This window comes from Saonia flava (assembly GCF_011927795.1).
In the GTDB taxonomy this organism is placed as follows: Bacteria; Bacteroidota; Bacteroidia; order Flavobacteriales; family Flavobacteriaceae; genus Saonia; species Saonia flava.
In genome coordinates this window covers 1150446-1163051 of sequence record NZ_JAATJJ010000001.1, presented here as the reverse complement: position 1 = coordinate 1163051, position 12606 = coordinate 1150446, and the positions used below count along the sequence as shown (strand labels likewise).

Annotated in this window: 11 protein-coding genes; 4 read left to right on the top strand and 7 right to left on the bottom strand. The window is 35.1% G+C overall.

Annotated elements, in window-relative coordinates:
• Nucleotides 1-2 precede the first annotated feature (2 nt).
• The 7 genes from GGR42_RS05020 to GGR42_RS04990 all read right to left on the bottom strand — a co-directional run bounded on the left by GGR42_RS05020 (nucleotide 3) and on the right by GGR42_RS04990 (nucleotide 9316).
• Nucleotides 3-2402: a TonB-dependent receptor gene (locus GGR42_RS05020; protein WP_167961466.1), complete on the bottom strand. Its 2400-nt coding sequence runs from the start codon at nucleotides 2400-2402 to the stop codon at nucleotides 3-5.
• Nucleotides 2403-2527: 125 nt separating this feature from the next.
• Nucleotides 2528-4747 carry an NADP-dependent isocitrate dehydrogenase gene (locus tag GGR42_RS05015; RefSeq protein WP_167961464.1) on the bottom strand — a complete coding sequence of 740 codons (2220 nt, stop codon included), beginning with the start codon at nucleotides 4745-4747 and terminating at the stop codon, nucleotides 2528-2530.
• A 670-nt stretch (nucleotides 4748-5417) separates the two neighbouring features.
• Nucleotides 5418-5768: a 50S ribosomal protein L19 gene (gene rplS, locus GGR42_RS05010; protein WP_167961462.1), complete on the bottom strand. Its 351-nt coding sequence runs from the start codon at nucleotides 5766-5768 to the stop codon at nucleotides 5418-5420.
• 134 nt (nucleotides 5769-5902) lie between these two features.
• On the bottom strand, nucleotides 5903-6577 hold the full coding sequence (gene trmD, locus GGR42_RS05005) for a tRNA (guanosine(37)-N1)-methyltransferase TrmD (protein WP_167961460.1): 675 nt from the start codon (nucleotides 6575-6577) through the stop codon (nucleotides 5903-5905).
• 29 nt (nucleotides 6578-6606) lie between these two features.
• Nucleotides 6607-7050: a GNAT family N-acetyltransferase gene (locus tag GGR42_RS05000; protein ID WP_167961458.1), complete on the bottom strand. Its 444-nt coding sequence runs from the start codon at nucleotides 7048-7050 to the stop codon at nucleotides 6607-6609.
• A gap of 47 nt (nucleotides 7051-7097) precedes the next feature.
• Nucleotides 7098-7724 carry a tRNA (guanine-N1)-methyltransferase gene (locus tag GGR42_RS04995; RefSeq protein WP_167961456.1) on the bottom strand — a complete coding sequence of 209 codons (627 nt, stop codon included), beginning with the start codon at nucleotides 7722-7724 and terminating at the stop codon, nucleotides 7098-7100.
• Nucleotides 7725-7924: 200 nt separating this feature from the next.
• Nucleotides 7925-9316, bottom strand: a complete 1392-nt coding sequence (locus tag GGR42_RS04990) for a S1C family serine protease (RefSeq protein ID WP_167961454.1) — start codon at nucleotides 9314-9316, stop codon at nucleotides 7925-7927.
• A gap of 129 nt (nucleotides 9317-9445) precedes the next feature.
• Here GGR42_RS04990 and dapF point away from each other — a divergent pair, with 129 nt between their 5' ends.
• The 4 genes from dapF to GGR42_RS04970 all read left to right on the top strand — a co-directional run bounded on the left by dapF (nucleotide 9446) and on the right by GGR42_RS04970 (nucleotide 12578).
• Entirely contained in the window at nucleotides 9446-10222 is a 777-nt protein-coding gene (gene dapF, locus GGR42_RS04985; RefSeq protein ID WP_167961452.1) for a diaminopimelate epimerase, read from the top strand.
• A complete protein-coding gene (locus tag GGR42_RS04980; protein WP_167961450.1) occupies nucleotides 10216-10740 on the top strand; it encodes a GNAT family N-acetyltransferase in 525 nt (174 codons plus the stop codon). Before dapF ends, GGR42_RS04980 begins: the two co-directional genes overlap by 7 nt.
• Before the next feature lie 2 nt (nucleotides 10741-10742).
• On the top strand, nucleotides 10743-11786 hold the full coding sequence (gene mltG / locus GGR42_RS04975; RefSeq protein ID WP_167961448.1) for an endolytic transglycosylase MltG: 1044 nt from the start codon (nucleotides 10743-10745) through the stop codon (nucleotides 11784-11786).
• A 195-nt stretch (nucleotides 11787-11981) separates the two neighbouring features.
• Nucleotides 11982-12578 carry a hypothetical protein gene (locus GGR42_RS04970; protein WP_394352749.1) on the top strand — a complete coding sequence of 199 codons (597 nt, stop codon included), beginning with the start codon at nucleotides 11982-11984 and terminating at the stop codon, nucleotides 12576-12578.
• The last annotated feature ends 28 nt before the right edge of the window (nucleotides 12579-12606 follow it).

Below are 12606 nucleotides of genomic sequence, written 5' to 3'. Positions count from 1 at the left end.
GCCTAGAATTTAAAATTATAGGTGACCGCGGGCACAACACCAAAAATAGAGGTTCTCACTGCCTCATTTATCCCGGTATCCTGATTTCTCCTAAAATTAATCGATGAGGCATTTTTTCTATTGTACACATTGTAAATACTAAAGACCCATTCGGAATCCCACCTTCTTTTTTCATTTTTTTTGGGAGTTAAGGAAGCTGAAATATCCATTCTATGGTAATTGGGCAACCGCTCTTTATTTCGTAATCCATAGTAGGGAATGGTTAAGCCTTGGAACTGAAATTGTCCCACAGGGTAGTTGGTTGGCTGTCCTGTTTGGAAAATAAAGTTGGAGTTAAAACTCCATTTGTTGTTTAATTCATAATTTACATAAAGAGCTATATCATGTGGTTTGTCATAAGGAGTGTTGTACCATTCCCCATAATTAATCCCCGTTTCCAAATTGGATCGTCCACTGTTAAAAGTAGGTGTTCTGCCAGGTGTTCGCTGTTCAGATTTTGATAAGGTATATGCCAACCAACCAGTGAATTTACCCTCATTTTTTCGCAAAAGAATTTCTAGTCCATAAGCTCTCGCCTCGCCATTTAAAATTACCTGCTCAATGGCATCATTGGCAATAAGGTCAGCACCATCGATATAATCTATCCTATTTTCTACATCTTTAAAAAAAACTTCTGTTTCAAAGGAATAGGATCCATTTTTAATATCCCTGAAATAACCCATTGCATATTGGTTGAGCAGCTGAGGTTTTACAAAAGGGCCACTTGGTGTCCATACATCCAAAGGAGTAGGGGAAGAGGTGTTGGAGAGTAAATGTAGGTATTGGGCCATTCGTATATAACTTGCTTTTATGGAACTTTTGGAGTTAAAGGAGTAAGACATCGAAATTCTTGGTTCCAAATTTGTGAAATTTGCCAAACTGCCTTTTCTTCCGGGTTCATTCACTGAAATAGGATCTGCTCTTTGATATATAAGCAAGAATGGATCAAAAAAAACAGGATTGTTGTTTTCATAAACGTTGATTTCATCTTGCCCCAAACGATTAAAACTACTTAGACGAAGACCATATTCTAGGCTTAAATTTTCATTTATAGTATGTTCAATATCTATATACTCGGCCAACTCATTTGCATATTTTTTGGTCAATTGGTCTTCTACAATGCCAGAATCTGGGCTATTGGGCTTTATTTTACCAGGATTAAAGGTGTAATAGTTATTGTGAATCCCATAGTTGATTTGTAATTTGTCACTTAAATAGTGTTTTAAGTCATATTTTACATTAAAATTCTGGATGCCAGAATTCCATTCAAACCCTACAAAATCCAATTCCAAACCATAATAATAGTCTGAATAAATAAGTGATAAGTTTGAAAAGAGCTTATCTGAGAATAAATGGTTCCATCTAAAATTCCCTACGGAATTCCCATAAGTATTTATAAAACTATCATTTATACTAAATACATCCCTTCCAAAATAACCAGATAGGTAGATGCTGTTATTTTCATTTATTCGATGACTCAATTTAGTATTGAGGTCATAGAAATAGGCTTTGTTGTCAATATTAAAAAATGGTAAAAAAAGATGTGCATAAGAGGCTCTTCCGCCAATAAGAAAGGCCGACCTATCTTTTACTATTGGTCCTTCTGCCAATAATCGACTGGCAACAGCACCAATACCACCGCTCATTTTAAATTCTTTGCTGTTTCCTTCTTTTTGAAAAATTTCCAGTACGGATGAAACTCTTCCCCCATACCTAGAGGGAATGCCACCCTTGAATAGTTTTACATCTTTAATGGCATCTGGATTAAAAACAGAGAAAAAGCCAAAAAGGTGAGAGGTGTTAAAAATAGTGGCTTCATCCAGTAGAATTAGGTTCTGGTCTGCCGCCCCGCCTCTGACATTAAAGCCTGAAGATGCCTCACCAGCATTACTCACCCCAGGTAGGAGTATAATGGATTTTATAACATCTGCCTCCCCGAGAATTACAGGAATTTTTTTTATGGTCTTTACCTCAAGTGCATTCACACTCATTTCGGGTTTTCTGATGTTTAATTTTTCAATATTCTCTGATACAATAACCTCCTCCAATTGTTCGGCTTCTTCAGCCAAACTAAAATTAATTTTCCTATTCTCGTTCAACAAAATCTTTTGACCAATGTCCTGAAAACCCAAATAGGTTATCATAAAAGTATATTCGCCTTCCGGCAGAGTAATGGAATAAAATCCATATTCATTGGTAGTTGTGCCAGTTCTTAGCTCAGGAATGGCTATGGTAACCCCAATTAGGGTTTCATTACTGGTTTTATCTGTAATGGTGCCACTGAGAGTATATTTTTGTTGAGAAATTGTTAGAAGGGGCGAGAGTGCAACCAACAAAAAAAGCAGCTTGTGCAACCATTTCATTTAAAGAATAATTTTCATAAATGTAAATAGAAAATCTAGGGCTTAAAAGTACTTAGTGGTAATTTTATAAAAAAGCCCATCACAAATACTAATGGGATGGGCTTTTTAATTTGGTTAAGACCTTTTTATAATTGTGATAGAATCTTATTAAAAGTTGGGCTTGGCCTCATTGCATGGGCAGTTTTTTCTGCATTAGGCAGATAATACCCATCAAGATTTACAGTAGTTCCCTGTGCATTATTTAATTCTTCTAAAATTGTAGATTCATTTTTGGTCAAGGCAGTTGCTATGGGAGAGAATGTCTCTTTTAATTCTTGGCTTTCATTTTGTGCAGCCAAAGCTTGCGCCCAATATAAAGTCAAATAAAAGTGACTACCTCTACTATCTAGTTCCTTTACCTTTCTTGACGGGGATTTGTCATTGTCCAAGAATTTTTCTGTGGCTTCATCCAAAGTGCTTGCTAGAACCTTCACTTGTTCTATATTATTTTTCTCGCCATAGTGTTCTAGTGATACCCCTAAGGCTAAAAATTCGCCCAAAGAATCCCATCTTAGATGACCTTCTTCTATAAATTGCTCTACGTGTTTTGGGGCGGATCCTCCTGCACCCGTTTCAAAAAGACCACCGCCATTCATTAAGGGAACAATGGAAAGCATTTTGGCACTTGTTCCCACTTCCAATATTGGGAATAAGTCTGTTAAATAATCTCTCAACACATTTCCGGATACAGAAATTGTATCTTTTCCTTCTTTAATGCGCTCTAAGGTAAAAAGAGTTGCATTCAAAGGAGATAATACTTGGATATCCAAACCAGAAATATCGTGATTGGGAAGATATGTATTTACTTTTTTAATCAGTTCCGCATCGTGTGCTCTATTTTTATCTAACCAAAATACAGCAGGAGTGTTTGTTGCTCTGGCCCTAGATACGGCCAATTTGATCCAATCTTGTATGGGTGCGTCCTTTACTTGGCACATTCTCCAAATATCACCTTCTTCCACAGCGTGTTCTATAAGCGTTTGGTTGGAGTCAATATCCACAACCTTTACATTACCTGATGCTGGGATTTCAAAAGTTTTGTCGTGTGACCCATATTCTTCTGCTTTTTGTGCCATAAGGCCAACATTGGGTACGGTGCCCATAGTGGTTGGGTCAAAGGCGCCATGTTTTTTGCAAAAGTCAATAGTTGCTTGATAAATATCAGCATAGCTACTATCCGGAATCACTGCCTTTGTATCTTGTGATTTGCCTTGTGAATTCCACATTTTCCCAGAATTTCTAATCATTGCGGGCATGGATGCATCAATAATAATATCACTGGGAACATGTAGGTTTGTAATGCCTTTGTCTGAGTTAACCATGGCTAAATCGGGACCATTTGCTATTGCATTTTCTATGTCAGTTTCTATTTCTTTTTTCTTGTCTTCTGGTAGCTCTTCCAATTTATTTAAGAGACTTTCCAGCCCATTATTAGGGCTTATGCCTAGTTCATTAAAAACAACGGCATGTTTTTTAAAGACATTGGAAAAGAAAGTTTCAACTGCATGGCCAAAAATGATAGGGTCCGATACCTTCATCATCGTTGCCTTCATGTGTAATGAGAAGAGAACTCCTTGCTTCTTGGCATCCTCGATTTGCTTATTTAAAAAGGCTAATAGAGCCTTTTTGCTAAGAACTGTTGCGTCAATAATTTCTCCTGTCAAAAGAGAAATTTTATCTTTTAAGACCACGATTTCTCCATTTTCCTTAACTAAATCAACACGAACATTAGTAGCTGCAGGAATGGTAATCGATTTTTCATTTGCTTTAAAATCCCCGTGGGACATAGTGGCCACATGGGTTTTTGAGTTGGCACTCCAAGCACCCATGGAATGAGGGTTTCTTTTGGCATAATTCTTAATGGCCTTTGGAGCTCTACGGTCAGAATTTCCCTCCCTTAATACTGGGTTTACGGCACTACCTTTAATTTTGTCGTATCTGGATTTTATTTCTTTTTCCTCATCAGTACTTGGCTCATCTGGATAACTGGGAACATTGTATCCCTTTCCTTGGAGCTCTTCAATGGCTTCTTTTAATTGAGGAATGGATGCACTAATATTTGGTAGTTTTATAATATTAGCTTCAGGAGTCTTTGCAAGTTCTCCCAACTCTTCTAAATCATTTGAGATTCTTTGGGGATTTTCCAAATAGTCTGGGAAAGTGGCAATAATTCTACCTGCAAGTGAAATATCTTTGGTTTCTATCTCAATACCAGATGATTTTGTAAAAGCTTTAATGATTGGTAAAAATGATTGTGTGGCCAAAGCTGGGGCTTCATCTGTCTTTGTATAGTATATTTTTGGCATTTTTTACGGTTTAATTTAAGCGGAGCAAATATACGATTTAAGCCAGTGAAAAAACAAGGGATCGTACTAAACTTTAGGGCTATGAAGAATTGAATGTTATTTGTGGAAAAACAAAAGCCATATCGTTGTACAAGTACAGTGATATGGCTTTTTAGAAATAGTTTTCAAATTTTTTGCTTCGCGCCTAGCACGAATCGGCAACCATTGATTGCATTCTAGTCACTATTTCAACGTTTAAAACACTTTTCGTTACCAATTATACAACTGTTTAACTACTCCATGTTTCTTTTTTTTGCGGTTATGGCTTTCATTATCTTAAATATAAAGCCTAAACTTAAATACTTAAAGTAATTCAACACTTTAGAAACCATCAAGTCAAACTTTTTAGTTTCATAGTTCTTACCTATTTTTTTAAATATAAATATCCAAAAATCTAGTTTATGAACAACTGCAAAAAAATAAAGAACGCTAACTCTATCTGGCTTTTATATTGTTCGAAATAAATCGTTCAATCTTTAAAACCATGGAATAAATGTAGAATAAAATTGAGAAGAAACAAACTTTATAACGAATTAAAAATAAACACGTTATGAACTATAGTTGTTAACAATTGTTCATAAAAAAAGCCTGTGATTAAATCACAGGCTTAATACTTAATATTTTTGCTTTATTAAGAGCGAACTTCTTTGATTCTTGCTTTTTTACCAGTAAGACCTCTAAAGTAAAAGATACGCGATCTACGAACTTTACCTTTTTTGTTCACTTCAATTTTTTGAAGAGCTGGTAAATTAATTGGGAAGATACGTTCTACCCCTATGGTTCCAGACATTTTACGAATTGTAAAAGTTTCTGTTGCACCAGTACCTCTTCTTTGTATTACAACACCTCTAAAGAACTGTGTACGTGTTTTTTCGCCTTCCTTAATCTCGTAGTATACTGTGATTGTATCACCGGCAGAGAATTTAGGAAAATCTTTTTTTGGAACAAATTCGTCTTGAACAAATTTTACTAATGATTCCATTTTTCTATTTTTTTATTGATTTTTTAAAGTCAACTTTCACGTACTTCGTCAGAGGTTGATTTTAATCGACTGCAAAAATACTCTATAAATTAAAACCTACAAGGTATTTTTATTATTTTTTGTTGGTCAGGTACTTATTCTAAAAGGTCTGGCCTTAGTTTTTCAGTTCTTTCCATTGCTTTTTCTTCTCGCCATTTTTCAATTTTGGGAAAATTACCACTTAAAAGAATATCAGGGACTTTAAGCCCTTTGTATTCCGATGGTCTTGTGTATACGGGAGGTGCCAATAAATTATCTTGAAATGTATCCGTTAAGGCGGAAGTTTCATTGTTCAACACACCAGGAATTAATCTAATAATGGTGTCACATAAAACAGCTGCTCCTAATTCGCCACCGGATAATACATAATCCCCAATGGAAATTTCTTTTGTAATCAAACTATCCCGTACCCGTTGGTCTATTCCTTTATAATGGCCACAAAGAATAATCAGATTTTTTTGCAGGGATAAACCATTTGCCATTTTCTGGTTGAGGGTTTCGCCATCTGGTGTCATATAAATGACTTCATCATACTCTCTTTCCTTTTTTAAACCAGAAATACACTTGTCTATGGGCTCTATCATAAGCACCATACCTGCACCACCACCAAATTGGTAATCATCGACTTGATTATAATTGTTGTCCGAATAATCTCTTAAGTTGTGCATGTGTACTTCCACAAGTCCTTTTTCTATGGCCCTTTTTAAAATAGAAGCTTCAAATGGACTTTTTAACAATTCTGGCAGTACAGTGATTATGTCAATGCGCATATTTAGTGTCTAAAGGGTAGATTTTGTTCTTATTTAGGGCTCCAAAAGTAGTGAAAACATTGGGAATCTTTTTTCCAGCCCAATTTTTCATAAAGTGTCTGAGCTGGATTATCTATATGGGTTTCTAAGGCCAGTCCCTTGTATTTTTTATCAATACAATATTCTTTTGCTTTATTTAATAATGCTTTTCCAGCTCCTTTTTTTCTTGAAGATTTGTCAACATATAAATCATTTAATATAAGTGAAGACTCTAAAGATACCGATGAAAAAGTTTTAAATAGTTGAGTGAAACCAATGGGCTTATTTTTCAAATAGGCCACAAAGATGATAGACTCATTACTTTCCATTCTTAAATTCAAGAAATTCTTGGCGGCCTCAATATCAGATTTTTGTCCATAAAAAATTCGATATAAATCAAATAGAGGATAAATATCTGGAAGATTGTTTATGGAGGCTTTTGTGATAATGATCATATTATAAGGGCTAAAAAAAGCTCCCTAAAAGGAGCTTTTGCTAATAATTAAGTTGTTTTCTTCTTATGTTTGTTTCGTTCATCTTGCAGCTCTCTATTAATTTTTTGTTCTCTCTCCAAGGCCCTTCTGCGGTGTTGCTCATATTCCGCTTCCAATTCGGACAAAGCGCTCTTGGATTCCTGTGTAAGGACATTACTGTTTCTAAATTTGAAAATGAACATTGCAAGGAACAATAAAAGCCCACCGATTATAGACCATAAAATTAAATTATAAAGCCCTTTGGACACTCCCATTCCTAAAAAGGACATACTGTCTTTTTCTTCCGTAACACTGGCTAATTGGGTAGAAGTTTGGTCTAGTTTATCCTTCAAAGAATTTATAGTGGTTTCGTGCGTAGTTATTAGGGACTTTAGTTCCGACTCTTTTTTGTTGGCGGCATTTAGACTATCTAATACATTGGTTTTGAGTTTATTTAAATGAATAACCCTTACTACTTCATACCGTTTGCCATCTGCTCTATAATTTCCAGATTTTGTAGTGATGAAATCAAATTGGCTATCAATGGAACCTTCATCCAAAGATAATTTATCCTGTGTTTCTTGGGTATTTTGGGCAAATTGTAGATTAAACGCCAGTAGGGTGAGTATAATGAAAAGTGTTTTGTGGGCTTTCATGTAAGTGGTTCTATGTGTTAATAATAAATTTAGGGAAAGGCTAAAATAATTTAATAATGCCAATTATTAAAAAAAAACGCCAATAAGGTGGTTTTTAGTATGGCAGAACCTTTAATTTATCATTGCATAGCTACTTAATTTTATAGCTTATATGTAAAAAAACACCCTCTGTGATGAGGGTGCTTACGCTATGAAACATTTTATTGAAATATGAGCCGCTCCCTTTCACCATCTTCCGTTAGAATAGTAATGCTGGTGCGTTCATATCTATTAATGTTCTCAAAAACTTTTTTTGCCTCTTGAATGTTATCTATTTCTTCTTCATCGACAGAAATCAAAACCTTATCAACCAAACCATATCCTCGATACTTTTGAGGTACATCCACAATTTTAACCCCTTTTTTGGTTTTGTATTTTTTCTGATCTTTTTCTGATAAATCCTTCACAACAAAACCCATAACAGGAACTTCCAAGGTTTTATTTTTGCTTAAAACCACTGGTTTGGTCAATACATCGCCATCTCTGTTAATGATAACTTTTAATTTGTCACCTGGTCTTTTAGATGAAATATACCCAGTAAGGTCAGAGAACTTGTGTACTTTGATGTCATCAATCTGTTTGATTATATCCCCTGTTTTGAGTCCAGCAATATCTGCTCCCGAATCTTCAACAACATTTCCCACATACACACCATCAATTTCATTAATACCATTTTCAACAGCGTACTGGGTATTTACATTGGGGCTTTGTATTCCTAAAATTCCTTTTTGTACCGTGCCATATTCCATAATATCTTCTACAACCTTTTTGGCAATATTGCTGGGGACGGCAAAGGAATAACCTACATAAGAACCTGTTTGCGATGTAATAGCAGTGTTTATACCAATTAGATCCCCATTGGTGTTTACCAAAGCACCACCGCTATTCCCTGGATTCACAGCGGCATCTGTTTGGATAAAGGAATGGTCTGCATTGCCCAATGCCCTGGCTTTTGCACTTACAATACCTGCAGTTACCGTAGAAGTTAAGTTAAACGGGTTTCCAACAGCTAAAACCCACTCTCCAATTTTTGCATGGTCAGAATCTCCAAAAGCTAAATAAGGGAGATTGTTCTCTGCATCTATTTTTAATAAGGCAATATCAGATTTTGAGTCTGTTCCAATTAGTTCTGCGTCATAGGTTTTATTATTGTTAAGAGTTACCTGTAATTTGTCTGCGCGATCAATAACATGGTTGTTGGTAACAATATACCCATCTGGTGAGATAATAACACCAGAGCCAGTTCCTATTTGAGGTCTTTGCGATTCTTCAAAACCATAGAAAAATTGCATAATACTGTTAGAACCTCTATTAATACTCATGTTTTTTACGTGCACTACTGCATTTACCGTGTTTTCTGCTGCAACTGTAAAGTCTACATCACTTAATCTGGATGAAGAAGGTGTAGATGTATAGCTTACAGTTTGGAAAGGTGTTTTGGCTTCATCGGAAACCAATTTATAATTCTCACTTTCAAAAAACAACTTATATGCTCCTAAGGTAATTGCTCCTGCAAATACCGAAACCAATAAAAGACTGCCTATTCTTTTCATAAACTATAAAATTTTAATGTTGATGAGTATAAAATTATTGTATTTCACTTTTTTCTTAAGTTCTTTTAACTCCTTTTTAACTGCTAAAAAAACCTTAATAAAACTATCTTTGTATTTTATGAATGGATCATGAAACTTACTTTTTATAAATATCAAGGAACTGGGAATGATTTTGTCATGGTTGATAACAGACAAGGTGTTTTCCCCAAAAATGATACCAAATTAGTCTCTTTTTTGTGTGACAGAAAGTTTGGCATTGGTGCCGATGGCCTCATTTTGTTGGAAAATGACGAAAAGTCAGATTTTAAAATGGTTTATTACAATGCAGATGGGAATGAGAGCTCAATGTGCGGTAATGGTGGTCGGTGTTTGGTCGCTTTTGCAAATTATTTGGGCATAGTTAAAGAGGAAACTTCTTTCTTGGCTGTGGACGGTCTACATCATGCAACCATATCTGAAGAAATGGTAAGCTTACAAATGCAGAATGTAGACAAAATTGATACAAAACCCAAATACTTTTTTCTTGATACGGGTTCTCCCCACCATGTTCAAATGGTAGAAAATTTGGACAATTTGAATGTATTCAAGGAAGGTGCTAAACTACGTTATGGAGTTTATGGGGAAAAAGGGAGTAATATTAATTTTGTAGAACAATTATCGGATAACTCTTTTCATGTGCGCACTTATGAACGGGGAGTGGAAAATGAAACTCTGTCATGTGGAACGGGAGTTACAGCTGTTGCTATTTCTATGTTTGATTCTGGAAAAACAATTAGCAATGAGATTGTGATCAATACACCTGGAGGAGAACTAAAAGTTAGTTTTGAAAAAAATGGATCAGGGTATAAGAATATTAGCCTAATTGGTCCTGCGAAACAGGTTTTTAAAGGAACCATTGAATGCTAATATTAAAAGGAAAACATATTAATTTACGTGCACTTGAACCCACTGATCTGGACTTTTTGTATCAGTTGGAAAATAACCCATCACTTTGGGAAATAAGCGGTACTAGTGCTCCATACTCCAAACATGTATTACAATTATACCTTGATAATGCCCACAGGGATATTTATGATGTAAAACAATTACGTTTGTGCATATGTAACGATGATAAGGTTCTGGGTTTGATTGATTTGTTTGATTTTGATCCCAAGAACCTTAGAGCAGGTATGGGTATAGTTATTTTAGAAGAAAACGATAGAGATAAAGGAGTGGGAACAGAGGCCATTTTGCTTTTATGTGATTATGCTTTTTCTGTTTTAAACCTAAAACAAGTTTATGTCAATGTGTTGGAAGAAAATTCTGTGAGCCTTAGCTTGTTCAAAAAATTAGGATTTGAGCAAGTTGGGGTAAAAAAGAACTGGATATTGTCCAATGGAATATATAAGAACGAAGTGTTGCTTCAAAAAATAAATAAGATATAATAATGTACATCAAGAAAATATTAGTCGCCATTCTGATTATTGGATTGCTCGCAGGCGGTGCTTTTGCCTATATGGTATATAATGCGGTTTTTACACCCAATACAATTTTTCAAAATAATGAAGCATATGTCTACATAAAATCGAATGATACTTTTGAAGATGTAAAGCAATCCATGGCTCCTCTTCTTAAAAATATGGAAACTTTTGAGTCGGTAGCAAGAAAAAAATCCTATATATCCAATATAAAAGGGGGGAAGTATGCCATTGCAAAGGATGCAAATAACAATGAAATTGTAAATAGATTGAGAAGTGGCAATATACCTGTGAAAGTATCTTTTAACAATCAGGAAACTTTGGAAGCTCTGGCTGGAAGAATTTCTTCACAGATTGAGGCCGATAGTATTTCTCTACTCTTGGCCTTTAATGATGCTTCTTTTTTAAATGAAAATGGTTTAGATAAAACTACTAAATTGGGGGTGTATATTCCCAATAGCTATGAGTTCTTCTGGAATACTTCCGCTGAAAGTTTTAGGGATAGAATGTTGAAGGAGTATAAAAGGTTTTGGAATAGTGAACGATTGGAAAAGGCCCAAAAGCTTAATTTAACACCTATGGAAGTTATATCCTTGGCCTCTATAGTACATAAAGAAACAGCAAAAGTGGAAGAGCGTCCCAGGGTTGCTGGATTGTATTTAAATAGAATTCGGAAAAGAATGGCTTTGCAGGCTGATCCGACCGTAATCTACGCGATTAAAGAGCATTCAGGTAATTTTGATCAGGTTATTAAAAGAGTTTTGTACAAAGATTTGGAGTTGGATTCACCCTACAATACCTACAAATATATAGGAATACCTCCTGGACCCATCACAATGCCGGACATATCTGCAATAGACGCGGTCTTATCATCTGAAAAACATGATTATTTGTATATGGTGGCCAATGTTGAGAATTTCGGATATCATATGTTTGCCAAATCTTTGGCGCAACACAACCGAAATAAAGAACAGTACATCCGATGGATAAATGCTCAGAAAATAAGCAGATAAGTTATTTGTCCCATTTATAAAGCATATTGACCAAAATATACATTTTTAAGAAAAAGTTATAAATTATTGGTTTTTATGAAACTAAAACGGTCATATATTTGCAATGTGAAATTTAAGCAAGTCTATTTTACAGATTGTAAGTCTTAAGAAAACAAATATATGAGAAAGTGGATAAGTTATTTTTGTCCCCTCATCATGATACTTATTTTGACAAGTTTTAGATTTGGACCAGCTTCTGAATTAGAAGTGCCAGCAACTTTAAAAGTAAGTAAACCTACTCCAGTTTTGTTTCCCCAAAACAAAACATATGAAGTGAAAACTGTGGTAAATCCCCCGTTTTTAGGAAATTCTTATGTTGGTTTCAAAGAGGCATTGGCTTTTAAGGAATCGCAAGGTGATTACTTTGTTATCAATACTTTGGGATATTTGGGAAAATATCAATTTGGAGTTGGAACATTGCAATTGATGGGGGTCTATAATGCTAGTAATTTTTTAAATGACCCAGAATTACAAGAAAAAGTATTTCAGGTTAATGTAGCCCGTAATAAGTGGATACTAAGGAAAGATATTCAACGATATGCGGGAAGACGTATTGGAGGAATCCATATTACCGAATCTGGAATATTGGCTGCAGCGCATTTGGCCGGAGCGGGAAACGTAAAAAAGTATCTGCGTTCATATGGTCAAATAGATTTTGAAGATGCTTATGGTACCACCGTAAGGCATTATATGAAAAAATTTTCTGGCTATGATGTGTCAGATGTTCTACCAGAGCGTAACGCCCGAATATAGTATTTGTAATTATACAATAGAAAATAGC